Consider the following 21,966-nt stretch of genomic DNA (forward strand, 5'->3'; position numbering starts at 1 on the left):
TTACTGTTAGCTATCTGCCGGTGTTTCAATATCTGAATAGGTTGCCAGCATCTGCAAAAACTTATATTTAGAATTCACCATTTTGGTTGAACGCTCATGCAAGGTGTTGGCAATCACGGGTTCAAGTGTTTCTAAACGGCGAAAACGCTGTTCTTTTAGTAAGATACCAGTTAATGACTCGCTGTTTGGCGCTTTTGAATCTAATACCAAAGCTGGTTTGTCTTCTGCCATACGGCGTGGATCGTAACGATACAAAGGCCAGAATCCTGATTTAACTAAATCTTTCATCTGCTCATGCGATTTAGCAAGATCATAGCCATGTTCTTCACAAGGACTATAAGCAATAATGAGCGATGGTCCATCATATGCTTCAGCTTCTTGTAAGGCTTTAAGCGTTTGATTTAGTTGCGAACCTAACGCAATTTGTGCCACATATACATGTCCATACATCATTACACTCACACCAAGATCTTTACGGGCTTTATGCTTACCTAAATCAGCAAATTTTGATACAGCGCCCATTGGGGTGGCTTTTGATTGTTGACCTCCTGTATTCGAATAACACTGAGTGTCTAGCACCAATACATTTACGTTATCAGTTAAGCTCATGACATGGTCAAGCCCACCAAATCCAATATCGTAAGCCCAACCATCGCCTCCAATAGCCCAAACTGATTTATCTATCAAGTAATTTGCATCTTGCATCAACTCTTGCGCTTGAACTGAGTCGAGATGCGCTAGCTGTTCACATAATAACTCGACTTGTTGCCGTTTTTCAGCGATAGATGTCTCTGATGATTTTAACGCTATGACAATCTCGGGCGAAATGTCACCAGCAACAGAATCAAGTAAGCGCAATGCCCGTTTTTTATGTTGATCATAAGTAATGCGATACCCTAAAGCAAATTCAGCATTATCTTCAAATAACGAATTTGCCCAAGCCGGTCCACGACCATCTCGATCAGTTGTGTAAGGTGACGATGGAAGATTACCACCATAAATAGATGAACACCCTGTGGCATTCGCAATTGCTAAATGATCGCCATAAAGTTGCGTTAACAATTTAATGTATGGCGTTTCACCACAACCAGCACAAGCACCTGAATATTCAAATAGCGGTGTAAGTAATTGCGATGTACGCACATCAATGCGTTCAAGCGTATTAATATCGCGATCTGGCAATGCCATAAAATAGTCAAAATTAGTGCGCTGAGTATCAAGGTTGTCGATACGCGATTGCATGTTAATTGCTTTAATTGCAGAATTATTGCGATCACGAGCAGGGCAAACTTCGACACACAAATTACAGCCCGTACAATCTTCTGGGGCAACTTGCAACACATAGCGTTGACCTTTCATATCACGGGCTTTGACTTCAAGCGAGCTTAATGAGTCTGGTGCATTAGCCATATCATCGGGCGCAACAACTTTAGCACGAATGGCCGCATGAGGACAAGCAACAGCACAGTGATTACACTGAGTACATAGTTCGGGTTGCCAAATAGGAATTTCTTCAGCAATGTTACGTTTTTCCCATTTGGTTGTGCCTATTGGCCATGTACCATCGGGTGGAAATGCTGATACTGGTAAGCTATCCCCCAAACCAGCTAACATAGCCGCAGTGACTGTTTTAACAAAGTTAGGCGCGTTAGCTGGCACAATTGGAGGCATCATGGCACTACTTTGGTCAACACAGCTAAGTGGAATTTGCTCAAGTGAGGCTATAGCTAAATCAAGTGCTTTCCAGTTATTTTCAACCAAATCTTGTCCTTTACTGCTATAACTTTTTGCAATGACTTCTTTTAATTGGGTAATATTAAAATCATTTTTAAAAATTCCAGCTAGGTGAAAAAACGCCGCCTGCATAACAGTATTAATTCTTGCTCCTAAATTACATTCACGTGCAATTTTTGTTGCATTAATGATATAAAAATGGGCTCGTTTTTGAATTAATTGTACTTGGACTTCTTTAGGAAGGCGATGCCAAATTTCATCTTTGCTATAGGGTGTGTTAAGCAAAAAGATGCCATCATCTTTTAATTTATCAACAATTTGATATTTATCGATAAACTGATCTTGGTGGCATCCAATAAAATGGGCACTGGTAATTAAATAGGGGGAATCAATTGGTTCCAAGCTAACTCGTAAGTGCGAAGTAGTCAAGCCACCTGCTTTTTTAGAGTCATAAACAAAATACCCTTGCACATAAAAAGGCGAACTATCACCGATAATTTTAATATTATTTTTGGTTGCCGACACTGTGCCATCACTACCAAGTCCATAAAATAGGGCTTCAAGAGCGGATTTTTGTGGAATAGATTGTTCGGGTAACGGTAAAGAAAGCCCAGTTATATCATCATAAATACCAACGGTAAATCGTGGTTTAGGTTTATCTAATCCCAGTTCGGTAAAAATGGCAAGTACACAACGAGGATCAAACTCTTTAGACGATAACCCATAACGCCCTCCTACAATGATCGGCATGCTGGTACGTTCACCGCGTGATAAACTTTCAGCAAATGCAGTCATAATATCTAAATAAAGTGGTTCAGCTTGGGAGCCGGGCTCTTTGGTTCTATCAAGAACAGCAATTTTATTCACAGTACTTGGAATAATCTCTAGCAAATGATTGGCAGAAAAAGGGCGGAATAATCTAACTGTGACTACACCGACTTTTTCGTTTTGTTTAAGTAATACATCAACCACTTCTTTGGTGGTGCTTGCCCCTGAACCCATAACCACAATAATGCGCTCGGCATCACTCGCACCATAATATTCAAAAGGTTGATATTTTCTGCCAGTTTCTATTGCAAAAGCGTCCATAGCATCAACAACATGTTGATAGACATTATCATAATAGGTATTTATTGCTTCACGACATTGAAAGTAGGTATCAGGATTGGCTGATGTACCCCGTGTCACAGGTTTATCAGGCGTTAAAGCTCGCGTACGATAGGCTTTAATGGCTTCGTGTGGTAATAAGTTACGGATTTGGTCATCGCTAAGTGGATAAATTTTATTAACTTCGTGCGACGTTCTAAATCCATCGAAAAAATGAACAAAAGGAACGCGGCTATTAAAGCTGGCTATTTGCGAAATTAAGGCAAAATCTTGCGCTTCTTGCACTGAACTTGAACAAAGCATCGCAAACCCCGTTTGCCGAATTGCCATGACATCAGAATGATCACCAAAAATTGAAAGAGCATGCGTTGCAACGGTACGCGCGGCAACATGCAAAACAAAAGGAGTCAGTTCACCCGCTATTTTATACAGCGATGGGATCATTAAAAGCAAACCTTGTGATGAAGTAAACGAAGTTGCTAGCCCACCTGTCATTAATGCACCATGAACAGTCGCAATTGCACCAGCTTCGGACTGCATTTCAATCACTCTTGGCGTGTCACCAAATACATTTGGTTTGTTAAATTCTGCCCATGTGCCTGCCTGTTCAGCCATTGTTGAGCTTGGCGTAATTGGGTAAATAGCAATGACTTCGTTCGTACGATAAGCGACGGATGACACTGCACTATTTGCATCTGATATGATCATTAAAAAACCTTTTATTTTAAAGTGTTATAACATTACTTTGTTATAATGTTTTTTTGTTATTGTACCAAAAAGTCATATGGCTTTGAGCTATTTTTATATTAATTTCTTGAGTAAACCGTTGAGTTTTTGAGCTACTGGATAGACGAATAATGACGATTGAAAAAAACAAAACCATAGTATCTTGGTAGGGATACTATCGGTTATTGTTTAAACGGTTATTGTTTAAATCGATAAACCTTGAAATAATCTTAGATATTACCCACTTGTTTAAAATTAAGTAATATGTTAAATAGAATACTTACTACTTAATAATAACACGTTCACTTGATGTAGCGTGTTTAATTTCACCCAATAACCATGCTGTTTCACCATGATTATTCAGTAAGGTAATGGCTTTATCAGCTAGTGATCTAGGTAAGGCAATAATTAAGCCAACACCACAGTTAAAAGTGCGGTACATTTCGTGACAACTAACATTGCCAGCTTGCTGTAGCCAATCAAATATGGCTGGCCATTGCCAACTTGTTTCATCAATAACTGCTTGAGTATTTGCAGGTAACACACGCGGAATGTTTTCCCAGAATCCGCCACCAGTAATATGGGCAATAGCGTGCACGTCAACTTGGGCGATGAGATCAAGTACAGACTTAACATAGATCTTAGTGGGTGCAAGTAGGTAATCAGCAAGAGGTGTACCGTTTAATTTTTTAGTTGTTGGGTTTACACCACTGACTTCGATAATTTTACGCACTAATGAATAGCCATTAGAATGAGCGCCGCTTGAAGCTAATGCAATTAATGCATCACCGTTTTGCACTTTACTGCCATCAATCATTTTAGATTTTTCAACGACGCCAACACAAAATCCAGCTAAATCATAATCATTATTATGGTACATACCCGGCATTTCGGCTGTTTCACCGCCCACTAAAGCGCACCCTGATTGTTTACATCCTTCGGCAATGCCAGTGACTACAGTAGTTGCAACATCAACATTAAGTGTGCCAGTAGCATAATAATCAAGGAAGAATAAAGGTTCGGCACCCTGTACAATCAAATCGTTAACACACATGGCAACTAAATCAATACCAATTGATTCATGACGGTTTAAATCCATTGCAAGGCGTAATTTAGTCCCCACACCATCAGTGCCCGATACTAAAATAGGTTCTTTATATTTTTGAGGAATAGCACATAGCGCTCCAAAGCCGCCTAGTCCACCCATAACCTCTGGTCGTGTAGTTTCTTTAACGACAGATTTGATGCGATCAACAAGTTCATTGCCAGCATCAATATCGACACCAGCATCTTTATAACTGAGAGATTTATTATTTGACACAGCAAGTAATCCTTACAATAGAATATTGTCTACTATTTTAGCAAGGATGAAATTTAATGGCGATTAATTCTTGACAAAATAACCAATTAATTAAAATCGCTAATTATTTTCAAACCAACTTTCTAAAATAATAATGGCAGAAGTTGCATCAACGATGCCTTTTTCAAGCGCACGATAACCACGAGAAGCAAAAATATGGGATTTTGCTTCGACGGTTGATAACCGTTCATCTTGTAAATGAACTTGATAACCAAACATGCCATGTAAACGATTGGCAAATTTACGCGCTCGGGCGGTTAAAGGTTGCTCGGTTCCATCCATATTTAAGGGTAAACCAACGACTAAAAAATCGGGTTTCCACTCTTTTAAAACCTTTTCAATAGCTTGCCAGTTGGGAATGCCATCACGCGCTTTAAACGAGCACAAAGGATTGGCAGTTTTAGTAATATCTTGACCAATAGCGGCACCAATACTTACGGTGCCAAAATCAAACGCAATAATGGTTGCCATGGATTATGCATTTCCCATTTGGTGCGAGATAGTATTCATATTAACCCCAAGCGTTTGAGCAGCTTTTTGCCAGCGCTCATCGATGGCAACTTCATAAATAATTTTGGGATCAGCATTGGTAACTAACCAATCATTACGAGCTATTTCGTCCTCAAGTTGTAATGACTGCCAGCTTGAATATCCTAATGCCAAAAAAATATTTTGGGGTTGTTCAGGGGAGCCAATTGATTTAAGCGCATCGAGCGAAGTACTAATCATCACATCATCCGAAATTTGAATGCTAGAAGCAAATCCTTGCTGAGGTGTATGTAAAATAAATCCTTGCTCATCAGCGATTGGTCCACCACAAAATACAGGATACTCTAATTCAGCACAACTTGTGGGCGAAGTAATTTCTAACCGTGTAAGGACTGTTGCTACATTAAGATCAATAATCGGTTTATTAATTATAACTCCCATAGCTCCATCACGGTTATGTTCACAAATATAAATAACAGAATGACTAAACAATGAGTCATCGAGTGTTGGCATAGCAATAATAAAATGATCTTTTAAATTCATAGCTTCACATTTAGGTAATTTTTATAATGCACATTTGCCAATTTTAACGTTATGCTCAACAATACAGCGCATTAATAATTCAGGTTCATTGGTTTCTTCATTGATCGATTCTGAAACAATATCAAAATTTTGTGAAAGATAAAAATCAATCGCTATAGTGTTTTTTTTATAAACATGCACTAACAGTTCATTGTGGTGTTGTTTCGCTTTGTTAACTAGTGCGTTACCGATTCCTTGGTGACGGTGATTTTGGTCAACAAATAACCCTGAAATGTAGTTTTCAGTTAAACCAATAAATCCTTTTATACCGTCAAGATCTTGCACATATAAAGTGGACATTGGAATTAGCATTTTCACTAAATCGTAATTTTGTTTAAAAAATTCAGAATCGATAAAGTCATGAGCTTGCAAATTCCCTTGTAACCAAATTGTCATTACGCTATTTAAATCTTCGGGTTTATATTCTCTAATCATTGTTTAACTCTTTTTATTTAATCGATGTTCGATTGCGTCCATTAGCATACCTGTGATTGAAAGATCTGGATTGGCAGCTTCTATTTCACGAACGCAGGTTGGGCTGGTAACGTTAATTTCGGTTAACTTATCACCAATAATATCAAGTCCTACAAACAAAAGACCTTTTTCTTTTAAAATAGGGGCGATGCTTTTAGCTATATGCCAATCACTATCGCTTAATGCTCTAACTTCACCATGGCCACCGGCAGCAAGGTTGCCTCGTGTTTCGCCTTTTTGTGGAATTCGCGCTAAACAATAAGGTACAGGTTCACCATCGACCACTAAAACACGCTTATCGCCTTCTTTAATGGCAGGAATAAAGTCCTGAGCCATACAATAACAAGTGTTATGTTTGGTTAATGTTTCTATAATTACCGAAACATTAGGATCATCCTGTTTGACTCTAAAAATTGACGATCCTCCCATACCATCCAATGGTTTTAAAATAATATCATGATGCTTTTGAAAAAACGCTTTAATCTGCTGTGTTTGGCGAGTAACCAAGGTTTTGGGTGTAAACTCAGCAAACCAAGCGGTAAACAGCTTTTCGTTACAATCGCGCAGACTTTGTGGTTTATTAACTACCAACACACCTTTAGCTTCAGCACGTTCTAAAATATAAGTCGCATAAATATATTCAGTATCAAAAGGGGGATCTTTTCGCATTAAAATCGTGTCAAGGTCACACAAAGGGAGCGTTTGTTCTTGGCCAAGGTCAAACCAGTGATCTTTATCGTTATAAACCTTCAAAGGACGAGTTGTTGCATAAGCTTCGCCAGTGTCTAAAAATAGGTCATTCATTTCAATATAAAAAAGCGAATAACCTCGTTTTTGTGCCTCAAGCAACATAGCAAAACTGGTATCTTTTTTAATATTGATATGACTAATTGGATCCATAACAATACCAAGTTTAATCATGGTGACTCCTTACTGATTTTTTTGTTTTAGCGAATAATAGGTTGATAATGCGTATTATTCTATATCCGTTATTTATTGGATTAGGTGAACATTCGACAGTGAGTGTTTTAAAGCACTATTATCTTAAATCATTATTAAAAGTGTGCTAGTAACTATCATACTCGTTACAGTCTAAGATGCAAAGCAAACATTAGCAATAGCGGGTTAATTTACCTTATAACAATATGACTTTATATTATCCTAAATCACCGAAATACACTTGCAAAGCAGTTAGGGCCGTTAATGCTGCTGTTTCGGTACGCAAAACGCGTGGTCCAAGCAAAATATCGGTAAATTGATAATTATGGGTCATACTGATTTCATCTTCTGATAAACCACCTTCAGGTCCAATTAATAAGCTAATGTCATTATAACCGTTAGGCAATTGCTTTACGCCATGTGTAGCTTTAGGGTGAAGATTTAAGCGTAACGGCGTTGTTAAATTTGCGCACCAAGTTTCAAGCTTCATTACTGGGTTAACGACGGGAACCACATTGCGACCACATTGCTCACAAGCCGAAATCACAATCTTTTGCCATTGTTGGACTTTTTTATCGAGTCTATCAGCATCCAATTTTACTCCACAACGTTCAGAAAGTAGGGGAGTAATGCTATTAATACCTAACTCCACTGATTTTTGAATTGTAAATTCCATTTTTTCGCCACGTGATATTACTTGCCCTAAATGGATATTTAAAGGGGATTCGTGATTCTCTAAAACAGACGACGCGGTTTTAACCGTAACTGATTTTTTATTAACTTCATAAATCACTGCAGGGGTAATATGATTAGAACCATCAAATAGGATAATTTCTTCACCAACTTTCATGCGTAACACACGAATAAGATGGTTGAACGCATTGTCATCTAAGGTAACCAGACTATTTTGAACAATTGTAAGAGGTTGAAAAATTCGCGTCATAATTGCTAGTATTTTAAAATATATTGCAATAAATTATAGCGTAATTTATCAAGATTCGGTAATCTCTATTTAAGAAAAATCGACTTTTTGGATTTTAGTATGAATACATATAGCAAAGATAGAGTATTAATTGAAGGATTAACTGTTTTAACTACCATTGGTGTGTATGAGTGGGAAAAGACCATTAAGCAAAAGTTAATTATCGATCTTGAAATGGCATGGAATAATAAACCAGCCGGAGAAAGTGATAACGTCGAACTTTGTTTAGATTATTTTGTCGTTAGCCAAACCGTAACACAACTAGTTGAATCATCGAATTTTGAATTGATTGAGTGTGTTGCTGAACACATTGCTGAGCGTGTTATTCAACAATTCTCGGTTAATTGGCTTAAAGTCAAAGTGTCTAAACCGAATGCGATAGCTAATGCTCGAAATGTTGCCATAGTAATTGAGCGTACAGCAAATGATTAAACTAATTAGTGGTAAAAATACTGTAACAACGATGACAAATCAAAAGCAAGATTTAATGCCTAAAAAATACATCATACTTCTAAAAGGTTTTAGCACGATGAATCTTTTTAAATAAAAATAAGTGAGTTTTTGCGTTGGTGCCATGCGAGTAAAGAGTTAGCACCTAAAGCCCAAAGTAGATTACCACACATCAGACATGGTTTGACCATATAAATCTTAATTTGTCTGAAGATAGAAACTGGCAGATTGCTCACTCAACAATCTTGATTCGTTTAGGCGCAAAATGATATTGACTGATCCTATCTTTTCTAAACAGGTTTTGCCATCGCAGTTGATTGGGTCTAAACGCTGAACGTTATCAGCTTTAAAACTAGCTATTAATCACATCGATTCTGTATTAAAATAATCCAAATAAAACAAACATAATATTGCTAATTATTTCAATGCACTTACTAAAAAGGAGAAAGAAATGAAATTTGCAGTTATTGGGGTAGCTTGTTTAATGTTTAGCTTAGTATTAGTTGGATGTGGGGGCAAAAACGACAAAGGTAAAACCTATCATTGGTCAAAAGCTCACGGTGTTTTAGAAGATTGTCGCGGTATAATGAATAAATCACAACAATGTAATACCAATTCGAATAATCAACAATATCTATTTAAAGTCGATAAATACTAATATGAGTGCATGGCTTATTTATGCATTACTTTCGGCTATTACCGCGGCGAGTGTTGCTATTTTAGGAAAAATTGGTTTACAACATCTTGATGCTAACACCGCAACTGCAATTCGTGCAATTGTAATGGCCATTTTTTTAGTCGGAGTGGTTGTTGTTCAAGGTAAATTAAACCTTATCAACACCTTTTTTAATGATAAAAGGGCATTACTCACTATTGCGCTAAGCGGTATTGCTGGTGCGCTATCTTGGCTATTTTATTTTATGGCAATCAAAGACGGTAAAGTCTCGCAAGTTGCACCAATTGATAAATTAAGCGTAGTTTTTGCTGTAGTATTTGCTGCTGTTTTATTTGGTGAAAAGATCTCGTTAGTAGCGGGTATTGGTGTTGCCATGATTGCAGTTGGTGCAATATTAGTGGCGCTGTTTTAATTGTGCACCAACGCTATTACTTCGGTTTATTAATATACGTGGCTTTATTGGACGCAGAATTCACAAACCATGGCTTAAACTATAACGTTACTTAAGTAATGTATTAAACAGTTCAACGGTTACCATTTCGCCTTTATTGACATTACCTCGATCTTGCTCAAGTACAATAAAACAGTTAGCGCCATTAAAAGATTGAGTAACATGTGAGCCTTGTTGTCCTGTTGTTGTCACTACTAACTCACCGTATTCATTACTTTGTAATATACCTCGTTGAAAATCTAATCGACCAATACTTTTCTTTAGATTATTAATGGTTTTAACCTTAAAAGATAAATCGATAGGTGCTATTTGTTGTCCTGAAAGTGTTAAAATCAATGGCTGAACTAATTGATAAAAAGTTATCAAAGCCGAAACAGGATTACCGGGCAAGCCACAAAATAGTGCGTCCCCAATTTTGCCAAAAGCAAAAGGTTTGCCTGGCTTCATTGCAATCTTCCAAAAATTGATTTTACCCAATTCTTCTAAAGCAATTTTTGTATAATCCGCGTCACCAACAGATACGCCGCCACTTGTTATCACCAAGTCAGCCTGACTTGATGCAGTTATTAACGCGTGTTTGATTTGGGTTGGGTCATCAGGAATAATGCCGAGATCAACGATTTCACAGTTAAGTTTGGTTAATAATAATTTTAGTGTGAAGCGGTTGCTGTCATAAATAGCGCCATTGCCAGATAATGGCTGACCAATTGGCGTTAATTCATCACCGGTAGATAAGATAGCGACTTTTAACTTTTTAAAAACCACAAGATCACTAATGCCGAATGTTGCAAGTGTCGATAGTGTTGGTATCGTTAATTTAGTCCCTTTGTTGACTGTGATCGCACCTTTTTTAACATCTTCACCTATACGACGAATATTATCGCCAGTTTTTACGTTACCTAAAAAAGTAATTCCCAAATCAGATTTTTCGGTCTGCTCTTGCATGACAACGGCATCGGCTTCATTTGGCACTGGAGCTCCCGTCATAATACGCAAACAAGTACCTTGTGGCCAGTGAAGTTTGTTTATATCATCTCCCGCAAAAATAGCACCGGCCAACGGCAACAATTTTGATTGCTTAAGATCTGCTAACCGAACCGCATAACCATCCATTGCTGAATTATCAAAACTAGGTACATTAATGGGGGAAATCACAGACTCAGCAGTAATTCTTTCTAATGCATCAAATAACGTAACTTTTTCGCTATGCAGCGATTTTATGGTTGATGCGCTTTGAAGTACTTGCTGTTTGGCTTGCTGAAAAGTGAGTAACATAAAAAGTGCTGTCCTTATGTATCTTTATTAATCGATTATTAGATTTTTTGAAAAGAAGTTTTGGTAATTTATACGTTTAGGTAAAAAATGATTTTTGAGTAATATTAATTATTTATTATGATAGCTGATATAACAACGTCGCCAAAAGGCGACGTGAAATAAACAACTAAACATTAAATAAGAAGTTCATAATATCGCCATCTTGCACGATATAATCTTTACCTTCAGCGCGCATTTTGCCTGCTTCTTTAGCGCCTTGTTCGCCACCGTATTTAATAAAATCATCAAAAGCAATGGTTTGAGCACGAATAAAGCCTTTTTCGAAATCGGTATGAATTTTTCCTGCTGCTTGTGGTGCAGTATCGCCAACCGAAATTGTCCACGCACGAACTTCTTTAACACCTGCTGTAAAATAAGTTTGCAGGTTAAGTAAGCTGTATCCTGCGCGAATCACCCGATTTAATCCTGGTTCTGTTAAGCCTAAATCTTGCATAAACTCCTCACGATCAGCATCATCAAGTTCGGCAAGTTCAGCTTCAATTGCGGCACATACAGTTACAACCACGGCCTTTTCTTGCTCGGCAATAGCTTTGACCTTATCTAAATAAGAATTGTTTTCAAAACCATCCTCATTCACATTGGCGATATACATCGTTGGTTTTAAGGTTAAAAAATTCAAGTATTTAATTGCATCAAGTTCTTCTTTACTTAAATCAAGTAACAACAACTTTTTACCTTGTTCTAAATGCGGTAAACATTTTTGAAGAATTTCTAACTCAAATTTAGCGTCTTTATCGCCACCTTTAGCGCGTTTTTGCAGGCGTGTCATTGCTCGTTCACAAGCTTCAAGATCGGATAGGGCAAGTTCGGTGTTAATAATTTCGATATCTTCAGCAGGATCGATTTTGCCTGCGACGTGAATAATATTGTCGTTTTCAAAGCAACGTACAACATGACCGATCGCTTCGGTTTCACGAATGTTAGCTAAAAATTGATTACCCAAACCTTCACCTTTCGATGCACCTTTAACTAAACCAGCAATATCAACAAATTCCATGGTGGTTGGCAACGTGCGCTGTGGCTTAACAATTTTAGCCAGTTCATCTAAACGTGGATCGGGCATTGGCACAACCCCAGTGTTTGGCTCGATAGTACAAAACGGAAAGTTAGCCGCTTCAATACCAGCTTTAGTTAGTGCGTTAAAAAGCGTTGACTTACCTACATTGGGTAGTCCAACAATCCCACATTTAAATCCCATACTGTTTGTTACCTTTTGTCATAAAATGTCTTAAAAATAAGGGGCGATTATATACTAAATTGTGCTATTTGTGCCAATGTTCTTACCGATAAATCAACGAATAATTAAACAAATTAGCAATAACTATTTAGCTTAAAGCATGTCATGAATTGCTATAAATCATTGTTAAAAATATCGGTTATAAACGTTTCTATAAATAGTGGGACGCAATTCAATTATTGCTCTGCATTCAAACCGATTTGATATAGTTGATTCTTTTTAAGCCCATATATTTCAGCAGTAATGGCTGCGGCTTTTTTTAATGGTAGTTCTTTTTGTAATAATTTAAGAGTGGTAATCGCCTTAGGATCGATGTCATTATTAGATTTTGTATGACCTTGCACAATTAATACAAACTCGCCTTTTTGGCGGGCAGAATCTTCATCTAGCCAATTAATCAACTCGCTGACCTTGAAGCTAACAATGGTTTCCCATGTTTTGGTCAGTTCTTTAGCTAAAATGATTTGCTTATCTTTCCCCCAAATAGTTTGCATATCACTAAGCGTGTCTAATAAGCGATGAGTTGATTCATAAAAAATCATCGTGCGTGGCTCATCTAGCAATTTTGTAAGACTATCTTGGCGTGCTTTAGTTTTAGCGGGTAAAAAACCCTCATAAATAAATTTATCCGACGGCAAGCCCGAAGCACACAGAGCCGTAATCGCAGCGCAAGCACCGGGAATTGGCACCACCTTAATGTCATTTTCGCGACAAGCTTTAACTAAGTGATATCCAGGATCATTAATTAACGGAGTGCCAGCATCAGAAATTAAAGCAATCGATAACCCTGATTTGAGTTTTTCGATCAAAAAATTGGATTTTTCTTGTTCATTATGATCATGCAAAGCGAACAGCTTCGCTTTAATGCCAAGATGTTGTAAAAGTAAGCCGCTATGACGAGTATCTTCAGCCGCAATAAGATCGACACTTTTGAGTGTACTGATGGCTCTAAGTGTAATGTCATCTAAGTTTCCGATGGGTGTGGCAACAATATATAAAGTCATTATTTTAAATCACATTAAATTTTTATAGAAATACAGTAAAGATACTGTACGAAAGCCTATTTTATTGTATATACTCACTACTTTCAAAATAAATCCGACAAAGCTGAATAAATAGTTAATTAATGATAGCAAAAAAATAGTTTGTTTGTAGCAAAATTGTGTCTGGGTTTGCTTGAGTTATTTATTTGATTAATAAATAAAAATTTATGCTAACTTAGTTTAAATGCCAGCGGTTATAAATCACTAAAACAGTCTACATTAATCATAGAAAAAACTTTATAGGAAAGAATAACCAAACTCTAAATGAATTTATTTAACCAAAATAAGTAATCAATGTAATAGCTTTTTGCTGTAAAAACGCTAAAATGTGCCAGTAAAACGATATGTATAAAATGCTACTTAACACAAAACAGAGAAAAAATAACATTCACGAATGAAAGGTGTTACTTTGAAAAAAATATTGACATTAAGTTGTTTAAGTTTGTTAATCACTGCGTGTACACAAACTGAGCAGGCCGAAATCGAAGATATTTCTGGTGCAGGCGGGACATCAACGTCTTCCGTTTATACCAAACCACCAGCTAATATTTCAACGGGAGGTAGAGTATCTTCTGCTCCTACGACTTATAATCCACCATCATCAAGAAAAACAACCGCGTCAAATTCTCATACCACTAACAGTACTAGCAATAATGGTACGGTAATTAGTAATGAGCGCATTGTTTATAACCGTAATTACGATGAAATTCCAAAAGGTGGATATCAAGGTGATACCTATACTGTTAAGCGGGGTGATACCTTATTTTATATTGCGTGGGTAACTGGCAATGATTATCGTTCATTAGCAGCTAAAAATAATATCAAAGAACCTTTTGCTGTTAACGTTGGGCAAGTGTTAGACGTTAGTGGTGGAACAGTTGTAGTCACCCAAAAAACCACAACAAACCAACCAACGGAACACAAAACCAGTAACAATAATTCTGCCATCACAATGGGGCAAACTAAAACTCAACCAACAATAACCAAAACAACAACCACATCAATCACCACTACCGGTAAAAATCAACAACCAACGACAATTGAAACAACTGAAACCATTACAGAACCTTTAAACGATTCCACTAGAAGTATGCCTGCCACGGGTGCGTTAAAATCGAAAGTTGCCAATATTTCATGGCAATGGCCTGCACGTGGTAAGATTATTGAAAAATTTTCGAATGCAAGCAAAGGCATTGATATATCAGGCTCAATTGGTGACAAAGTCATGGCTGCAGCTAATGGGCGTGTCGTTTATTCAGGCAATGCGTTACCAGGTTATGGTAATTTAATCATCATTAAACATAATGATGACTATTTAACAGCATATGCACATAACCAATCCATATTAGTAAAAGAGCAGCAGGTAGTGCGTGCAGGTGAACAAATTGCTACAATGGGGGCAACAGGCGCCTCGTCAGTCAGATTACATTTTGAAATTCGATATAAAGCGCAATCAGTTAACCCGTTAAAATACTTACCAAAATAATAAACGTTTTGAGTTAAGAGCATTAGCTCAAAACAAATGGACATGCATGGGGACTACTCAGCATGTCCTTAAAAAATATACTAAAAATTTAATCTACGTAATAAAGGAGTTATACTCATGGCTGTAAAAAAATTAGTGCTAATTCGACATGGAGAAAGTGTTTGGAACCAAGAAAACCGTTTTTGTGGTTGGACTGATGTTGATTTATCAGACAAAGGTAACAAAGAAGCTGCTGAAGCAGGTAAACTACTTAAAAAAGAAGGTTTCACATTTGATTATGCTTACACTTCAGTATTAAAACGTGCCATTCACACATTATGGCATGTTTTAGACGAAGTTGATCAAGCATGGTTACCGGTTGAAAAAAGCTGGAAGCTAAACGAACGTCACTATGGTGCATTACAAGGCTTAAATAAAGCCGAAACGGCAGCAAAATATGGAGATGATCAAGTAAAATTATGGCGTCGTGGCTTTGCCATCACACCACCTGCGCTTGAAAAATCTGATGAACGCTTTCCGGGTCACGATTCACGTTACAGCAAACTACCTGAATCAGAATTACCGTTAACCGAAAGCTTAGCATTAACCATTAAACGTGTATTACCTTATTGGGAATCAACCATTGCCCCACGTGTTGCTAAAGGTGAACGAGTTATTATTGCCGCTCACGGTAACTCACTACGAGCATTGGTAAAACATTTAGATAACATCAGCGATGATGACATCATTGAACTTAACATTCCAACAGGTGTGCCATTAGTGTATGAATTTGACGACAACATGCAAGTTATTAAACACTACTACTTAGGTAATGCTGATGAAATCGCTGCCAAACAAGCTGCTGTTGCAAACCAAGGTAAAGCAAAATAATTATTGATTAAACAAACTCAAAGGTAGGTTATTTAACTTACCTTTTTTATTACCTACATTATAGCTTTTTATTCATTCACTTTTATTGATTTATTCATTTATTGATTTTAATTTTGAGAGCGTTATTTTGTCTAAGATCTATTATATATATGGCGTAATGAATGCCGGAAAATCCACCGAACTGTTGCAAATTGATCATAATTACTTAAGTAATAACATGCAAACATTACTACTTAAATCATCGGTTGACACGCGCGACTCGGCTGTCGAAATCGTCTCTCGCTTAGGATTACGTAAAAGAGCATTACAACTTGATGATAATAGTGTTAATGAGATCATTGAACTGATAAAGAAAAATAATTATGCGTGCGTCTTAATTGACGAAAGTCAGTTTTTATCTAAAAGTACCATTTGGAAACTATCTGATATTTGTGATGAGTACGGTATACCAATGATGTTTTTTGGTTTAAAAACTGATTATATGGGGCAACTTTTTGAAGGTTCAAAAACATTATTAGAAATTGCGGATAATTTTAGAGAACTAAAAACCGTCTGTTGGTGTGGAAAAAAAGCAACGATGAACCTATTAGAAGGACAGGATGGACAAATTGTTAAATTTGGAAATTCTATTCATCTCGGAGATAGTGAATTCCACTCAGTTTGTCGTAAACATTGGAAAGCTGGGCAAGTTAGACCTAAAAGCTGATCTTCTCAATATTTCACACTTATTCATGCAATTAATCATCTTTATATATGTGATTATTTGATGTTAAAAAAGTGTGAATTATCTCTCAATTTTAAGATTTTCTTTTTGTTGATTCTTTCTATTTTATGTCATATTGACTGAAACGATTCAGTACTATTTTATTAACTATGAGGGATCACAATGAAAGTCAAAATTATTTCATTAGCTGTATTACTTAGTTTGGCTAGTTATAATGCTAATGCTAAAGAATTTGTATTAACTGATAATGAGAAGAACGTTGCTAAAGGTAATTGGTCTATTTCTAGCCGAGATTTGGGTGTAAAAGGGGAAAAATTTACCATTCAAAACACGGTGCTTAAAGGCGGTAAACAAGAAGGAACTGAACTGCTAACTATTTCTAGTGATAATTTTACTATTCAATTAATTCCTACTAGAGGGTTAGGAATTTTGTCCGTTGTTGGTGATGGTATCCGTATGGGATGGGACTCTCCAGTCAATGAAGTTGTCAATCCTAAGTATATCAATTTAGAAAGCCGTGGTGGCATAGGTTGGTTAGATGGCTTTAACGAAATGATGGTTCGCTGTGGTTTTGAATGGACTGGTCATGCAGTACAAGCGGATGGGATGATGTACACACTTCATGGACGAGCTCAAAATACTCCTGTATCTAAGTTAATTGTCGATATTGCTGATAAAGAGCCGTACACTATTACTATTAAAGGTTTAATTAAAGAAAATACTTTTAAAAAAAGCAATTTAGAAACGTGGGCATCGCTTAGCTATATACCTGGAAGTAAAGAATTTACAATCCATGATGTAGTCACCAATAAAAGTGATTATACTCGTGATTATCAGATCATCTATCACAGCAATTTTGGTACACCTATTCTTGAAGAAGGTGCTAGGTTTGTGGCTCCAGTGAAAGAGATTTCACCATTTAACAACTATGCGAAAGGAGGTCTTAATACTTGGCAAACTTATCTAGGGCCGACTAAAGATTTTGATGAAATGGTATTTAATGTATATCCTTTTGCTGATGCTACTGGTCAAACACAGGTAATGGTAACGAATAAAGCGGGTGATAAAGCAGCAGGAATTGCCTTTAATACTAAAGAATTACCCGTACTTTCATTATGGAAAAACACCGATACCCTTAAACAAGGTTATGTCACGGGCTTAGAGCCAGGGACCAGTCTTGCTTATCCAGTGACTATCGAACGTAAGCAAAAGCGTGTTCGTCAGTTAGAACCAGGACAAAGTACCGAATTTACCTTAACTTATAGCTTATTATCTAGCAAAGAAGCTGTCACCAAATATGAAGAAAAAATTAAAGCTATTCAAGGTAAACAAGAAACTAAAGTTATTAATAAACCAATGGCTAGAGAGTAAATCATTAAAATGGCTACCAACCTTACTTGGATAGCCATAAAAATTATTTAATAATTTAACTAACATTTCTTTGATTTACCTATTATTAAGGTAATAGTTATGCTACGGGCAATCTACTACCTGCTTGATTCGTTAACAATAGACAGGTATAGTCATCTATTTCATGACTAACTTTAATATCGTTTTTATTAATAGTATGATTTCACTTGTTAACTATTTTAAATAGCCATTAACGATTTTATTGCAATATTGATATTAATAAGTAAGGACTGACATGGCAACGCAGCGAATAATAATTGGCATTAGTGGTGCAACAGGGATTGCCTATGGTATAAAAGCGTTAGAGCTATTAAAACCAACGGATATTGAAGCCCACCTTGTTATTTCTAAAGCGGCACAAATAACAAGTGCGTACGAAGTCCCCAACATGAGTATACAACAAATCGCAGCCCTAGCCGATAAGGTGTATTCCATTAACAATATTGGCGCCGCCATAGCAAGTGGATCGTTTAAAACCATGGGTATGTTAATAGCACCTTGCTCAATGCGAACGCTTGCTGCCATTGCCCAAGGATTATCTGATAACTTACTCACCCGTGCGGCCGATGTTGTATTAAAAGAGCGTCGACGCTTAGTATTAATGGCTCGCGAATCGCCACTAAATTTAGCTCACCTAAAAAATATGGAAACTATTACCCTTATGGGAGGCGTAATTTGCCCGCCTGTGCCAGCGTTATACCAACATATTGACAGCGTGGATGATATAATCACGCATAGCGTAGCTAGAGCGCTTGACTTATTTGGAATTGACATTTCATCGCTACCACGATGGGGCGAAGATCTACACCTTAACACTAAGCCAGAATAACGCCAGCGAAACCAAACATATGCAAATCGATCCTAAAATCAGCAAATTCATTAAAAAAAACCATGTATTATCGCTAAATGTCATCTTGCCTGATAACAAACCATGGGCATGCAACACCTTTTACGTTTTTGATGAAAGGAGGATGTGTTTGTATCTTCTTTCTGAATTAAAAACAGAACATGCCAAAGCGATGTTAAAACTTCCACAAGTTGCTGGTACCATTAGTGTTACCCCAAAAACTATTGCACAGATTCAAGGTATTCAATTTCAAGCTAAAGCAACGCAATTACAAAAAGAACAAGCCAAACAAGCTTATGCCCTATATTATCGAGCATTTCCCTTTGCAAGAATGATAAAAGCACCAATTTGGGAGTTGCAATTACAATATATAAAAATGACTAATAATTTGCTGGGATTTGGATGTAAGATCTATTGGCAGAAAGAAAGGTAATTTTAGTATGATTTTTCTATATTTTTTAATGGTAAAATTTCCTGACTATCAAAAATCGCAAAACCCTGCCAATCTTTTTATTGAAAAATAAAAATCCTATTTGTCTTTTGCGAAACAACGTTTATAGTATATTGGTTTCTAGTCCACCGACGTATAGCGTATAGATAGTAAGTCTTATAAAAACAGAAGCTATCATGTAATTAATTGATTTAACTAAAAATATCAAAAGAAAAAATTAAATAAAATCAGTATGCTACCTGAACGCTTTTTATAAAGAAAGCACACCAGTCTTAAATAGTCTTTTAAGGGAACCTAAAAGCCAGTCAGGAATAATATTGATTTTATTAAATTTTTTATTTGATTTGTTTTAAACAAAAAACATTTCCACACAAGTTGCTTTAAAAATCTCCATTAAACAACGTAGTTACAAGATAGCAGTAGGAACAACACCAAATGTAAGTTAGAATAGCCGGCTTTATTACGATTAATTACCAAGGAAATCGCATGACGACTGAGATGACAACACTCGATAAAATCAAAAAACAAATTGCCGACAACCCGATTATTTTATATATGAAAGGTTCGCCAAAATTGCCAAGTTGTGGCTTTTCGGCTCAGGCGGTGCAGGTTTTGTCACAATGTGGTGAGGCGTTTGCTTATGTTGATATTTTACAAAATCCTGATATTCGAGCTGAATTACCTAAATTTGCTAATTGGCCTACATTTCCCCAATTATGGGTGGAAGGCGAATTAGTAGGGGGCTGCGATATTATGTTAGAAATGTTTCAAGCTGGTGAACTGCAAATGCTGATTAAGCAAACTGCTGAAAAGTATAAATCCTAATTGGGTGATGAATTAAGCGCGCAAGGTGAGCGCGCTTTTTTGTTCTTATTTTTGAGAATTACAGCTGTTTTATCTTTTCTACTCTTCCTGTTTTTCGTTGTGCTCTGTATTATCTAAATTCATTTCCATTTTTACATCTGTCTCGATAAATTCCAACGGCCATCCCCCCAGAGATTTAAGTCGATTGACAATTTTGCAAAAAAGTATAGCGGTTCTTTGCGTGTCATATAGGGCACTGTGGGCTTGTTTGTGATCGAATGTGATGTGTGCCACTTGACAGGCTTTGGCTAGCACCGTTTGCCCAAAAATCAGACCACTGAGCGATGCCGTATCAAAGGTGGCAAATGGATGGAAAGGATTACGTTTGATGCCTGCGCGTTCAGCTGCTGCCATTAAAAAGCTGTGATCAAAGTGCGCATTATGCGCAACCATTACTGCACGCGTACATTCGCTCGCTTTTATACCAGATCTAACCATTTTAAAAATTTCGTCTAAAGCGTGCTTTTCGTCCACCGCGTTGCGGAGTGGATTATCGGGATCAATACCGTTAAAGGCAAGGGCGGTTGGCTCTAAAATTGCATCGTTAAACGGATTGACATTAAATTGTAAAGTTTGATCGGGCTCTAGCCAACCATCGGGGGTCATTTTTAAGGTGATAGCGGCAATTTCTAATATAGCGTTGAGTTTTGGATCAAATCCTGATGTTTCAATATCAATCACAACTGGATAAAACCCACGAAAGCGTTCACATAATTTGGCGTTTGGCACGTTAATCTATCTTATCTACGAAAAAAGGGCTATTATGCCAGTTTTTAACTGGTTCGCCTAGCATTGGCATAGAGAGTTTGCATTCAATTCGTTAGTTTTTGTAAAGTGTCATTATAGCAACCTTTATGCTAATCATATTAAAGCGAACGAATAGATGCCATTATTGGTTAAAGTGATTATAATCATCAATCATAATTAAACGAGCTTAAAACCGAGCAAATAATGCACAACTTTGAATTAGAAAAGATTATTAACAATGAACTGCAAATTACCCGCTATCGCGACTATGCGCCAAATGGATTGCAAGTACAGGGGCGAGAACAAGTCAATAAAATTGTGACAGGGGTTACTGCTTGCCAGTTATTGTTAGACAAAGCGGTCGAACTGCAAGCCGATGCGGTGCTAGTACATCATGGTTATTTTTGGAAAAACGAAGCACAAACCATTACTGGTATAAAATACCAACGGCTAAAAACGCTATTAACTAACGATATTAATTTATATGGTTACCACCTGCCATTAGATGGCCACCCCGTTTTTGGTAATAATATGGAACTGGCTAATTTGTTGGGTATTTCGGTCGATAAGCGCAATGATATTACCGATCTGCTTTTTACGGGCACACTGAGCACGCCACTGACGGCTTTGCAATTTCAACATAAGCTTGAGCAAGTGTTACACAATAACGAACGGCAAGTGCTATTTTGTGGTGATAATGCGCCTGAAGTGATTAATCGTATTGCGTGGTGTAGTGGTGGTGGGCAAGATTATATCGAGCAAGCTGCGCAAATGGGCGTAGATGCCTTTTTTACAGGTGAGGTGTCAGAGCGTACCATCCACCTTGCGCGCGAATATGGCATTAATTTTTATGCCGCTGGGCATCATGCCACCGAGCGTTATGGTATTAAAAAATTGGGCGAATGGTTAGCGAGTTGCTATGGTGTTGAGGTTATTTTTGTTGATATTGATAATCCTGCATAACAAAAGTTGAATTTACCTT

At 37.1% G+C, this 21,966-nt stretch carries 22 protein-coding genes; 11 read left to right on the forward strand and 11 right to left on the reverse strand.

What is annotated here, in order from left to right:
• Positions 1-6: 6 nt before the first annotated feature.
• From nifJ to rsmE, 7 genes are all read right to left on the reverse strand, one after another.
• Positions 7-3,549: a pyruvate:ferredoxin (flavodoxin) oxidoreductase gene (gene nifJ / locus A9G22_RS01305; RefSeq protein ID WP_075508194.1), complete on the reverse strand. Its 3,543-nt coding sequence runs from the start codon at positions 3,547-3,549 to the stop codon at positions 7-9.
• Positions 3,550-3,850: 301 nt separating this feature from the next.
• Complete coding sequence (gene purM, locus A9G22_RS01310; protein ID WP_075508195.1) at positions 3,851-4,888, reverse strand: phosphoribosylformylglycinamidine cyclo-ligase; 1,038 nt, start codon at positions 4,886-4,888, stop codon at positions 3,851-3,853.
• A gap of 99 nt (positions 4,889-4,987) precedes the next feature.
• The gene (ruvX, locus tag A9G22_RS01315) at positions 4,988-5,398 is read right to left on the reverse strand and encodes a Holliday junction resolvase RuvX (protein WP_065585839.1); all 411 of its coding nucleotides are present in this window, start codon (positions 5,396-5,398) and stop codon (positions 4,988-4,990) included.
• 3 nt (positions 5,399-5,401) lie between these two features.
• Positions 5,402-5,959, reverse strand: coding sequence for a YqgE/AlgH family protein (locus A9G22_RS01320; RefSeq protein ID WP_075508196.1), 558 nt, complete (start codon positions 5,957-5,959; stop codon positions 5,402-5,404).
• 21 nt (positions 5,960-5,980) lie between these two features.
• On the reverse strand, positions 5,981-6,433 hold the full coding sequence (locus A9G22_RS01325; RefSeq protein WP_075508197.1) for a GNAT family N-acetyltransferase: 453 nt from the start codon (positions 6,431-6,433) through the stop codon (positions 5,981-5,983).
• A gap of 3 nt (positions 6,434-6,436) precedes the next feature.
• The gene (gene gshB, locus A9G22_RS01330; protein WP_065585842.1) at positions 6,437-7,393 is read right to left on the reverse strand and encodes a glutathione synthase; all 957 of its coding nucleotides are present in this window, start codon (positions 7,391-7,393) and stop codon (positions 6,437-6,439) included.
• Positions 7,394-7,628: 235 nt separating this feature from the next.
• Positions 7,629-8,354: a 16S rRNA (uracil(1498)-N(3))-methyltransferase gene (gene rsmE / locus A9G22_RS01335; protein ID WP_065585843.1), complete on the reverse strand. Its 726-nt coding sequence runs from the start codon at positions 8,352-8,354 to the stop codon at positions 7,629-7,631.
• A gap of 99 nt (positions 8,355-8,453) precedes the next feature.
• Here rsmE and folB point away from each other — a divergent pair, with 99 nt between their 5' ends.
• The 3 genes from folB (at position 8,454) to A9G22_RS01350 (ending at position 9,931) form a co-directional block, all read left to right on the forward strand.
• Positions 8,454-8,825, forward strand: coding sequence for a dihydroneopterin aldolase (gene folB / locus A9G22_RS01340; RefSeq protein WP_065585844.1), 372 nt, complete (start codon positions 8,454-8,456; stop codon positions 8,823-8,825).
• A 469-nt stretch (positions 8,826-9,294) separates the two neighbouring features.
• Positions 9,295-9,501, forward strand: coding sequence for a hypothetical protein (locus A9G22_RS01345; protein ID WP_075508198.1), 207 nt, complete (start codon positions 9,295-9,297; stop codon positions 9,499-9,501).
• Between the two features lies 1 nt (position 9,502).
• Positions 9,503-9,931, forward strand: a complete 429-nt coding sequence (locus A9G22_RS01350) for an EamA family transporter (protein ID WP_065585846.1) — start codon at positions 9,503-9,505, stop codon at positions 9,929-9,931.
• An 87-nt stretch (positions 9,932-10,018) separates the two neighbouring features.
• On the opposite strand, the gene moeA is transcribed toward A9G22_RS01350, so the two are convergent.
• From moeA to rsmI, 3 genes are all read right to left on the reverse strand, one after another.
• On the reverse strand, positions 10,019-11,245 hold the full coding sequence (moeA, locus tag A9G22_RS01355) for a molybdopterin molybdotransferase MoeA (RefSeq protein ID WP_075508199.1): 1,227 nt from the start codon (positions 11,243-11,245) through the stop codon (positions 10,019-10,021).
• Between the two features lie 166 nt (positions 11,246-11,411).
• Positions 11,412-12,503, reverse strand: coding sequence for a redox-regulated ATPase YchF (gene ychF / locus A9G22_RS01360; protein ID WP_065585848.1), 1,092 nt, complete (start codon positions 12,501-12,503; stop codon positions 11,412-11,414).
• A 215-nt stretch (positions 12,504-12,718) separates the two neighbouring features.
• Entirely contained in the window at positions 12,719-13,546 is an 828-nt protein-coding gene (rsmI, locus tag A9G22_RS01365; RefSeq protein ID WP_075508200.1) for a 16S rRNA (cytidine(1402)-2'-O)-methyltransferase, read from the reverse strand.
• Positions 13,547-13,979: 433 nt separating this feature from the next.
• Here rsmI and nlpD point away from each other — a divergent pair, with 433 nt between their 5' ends.
• The 7 genes from nlpD to A9G22_RS01400 all read left to right on the forward strand — a co-directional run bounded on the left by nlpD (position 13,980) and on the right by A9G22_RS01400 (position 20,198).
• Positions 13,980-15,071: a murein hydrolase activator NlpD gene (gene nlpD / locus A9G22_RS01370; RefSeq protein ID WP_075508201.1), complete on the forward strand. Its 1,092-nt coding sequence runs from the start codon at positions 13,980-13,982 to the stop codon at positions 15,069-15,071.
• A gap of 117 nt (positions 15,072-15,188) precedes the next feature.
• On the forward strand, positions 15,189-15,941 hold the full coding sequence (gene gpmA, locus A9G22_RS01375; protein ID WP_065585851.1) for a 2,3-diphosphoglycerate-dependent phosphoglycerate mutase: 753 nt from the start codon (positions 15,189-15,191) through the stop codon (positions 15,939-15,941).
• 127 nt (positions 15,942-16,068) lie between these two features.
• Complete coding sequence (locus tag A9G22_RS01380) at positions 16,069-16,647, forward strand: thymidine kinase (RefSeq protein WP_075508202.1); 579 nt, start codon at positions 16,069-16,071, stop codon at positions 16,645-16,647.
• Positions 16,648-16,827: 180 nt separating this feature from the next.
• Positions 16,828-18,036, forward strand: coding sequence for an aldose 1-epimerase family protein (locus A9G22_RS01385; RefSeq protein WP_075508203.1), 1,209 nt, complete (start codon positions 16,828-16,830; stop codon positions 18,034-18,036).
• Between the two features lie 274 nt (positions 18,037-18,310).
• Entirely contained in the window at positions 18,311-18,904 is a 594-nt protein-coding gene (locus tag A9G22_RS01390) for a UbiX family flavin prenyltransferase (RefSeq protein ID WP_065585854.1), read from the forward strand.
• Positions 18,905-19,052: 148 nt separating this feature from the next.
• Entirely contained in the window at positions 19,053-19,355 is a 303-nt protein-coding gene (locus tag A9G22_RS01395) for a hypothetical protein (protein WP_218058712.1), read from the forward strand.
• A 516-nt stretch (positions 19,356-19,871) separates the two neighbouring features.
• Complete coding sequence (locus tag A9G22_RS01400; RefSeq protein ID WP_065585884.1) at positions 19,872-20,198, forward strand: Grx4 family monothiol glutaredoxin; 327 nt, start codon at positions 19,872-19,874, stop codon at positions 20,196-20,198.
• 78 nt (positions 20,199-20,276) lie between these two features.
• Here A9G22_RS01400 and rnt read toward each other — a convergent pair whose 3' ends face one another.
• A complete protein-coding gene (rnt, locus tag A9G22_RS01405; protein WP_218058713.1) occupies positions 20,277-20,966 on the reverse strand; it encodes a ribonuclease T in 690 nt (229 codons plus the stop codon).
• Positions 20,967-21,188: 222 nt separating this feature from the next.
• Between rnt and A9G22_RS01410 the strand changes: the two genes are divergently transcribed.
• A complete protein-coding gene (locus A9G22_RS01410) occupies positions 21,189-21,947 on the forward strand; it encodes a Nif3-like dinuclear metal center hexameric protein (protein WP_075508205.1) in 759 nt (252 codons plus the stop codon).
• Positions 21,948-21,966 lie beyond the last annotated feature (19 nt).

The sequence above is a fragment of the Gilliamella sp. App2-1 genome (genome assembly GCF_001690255.1).
Classification (GTDB): domain Bacteria; phylum Pseudomonadota; class Gammaproteobacteria; order Enterobacterales; family Orbaceae; genus Gilliamella; species Gilliamella apicola_G.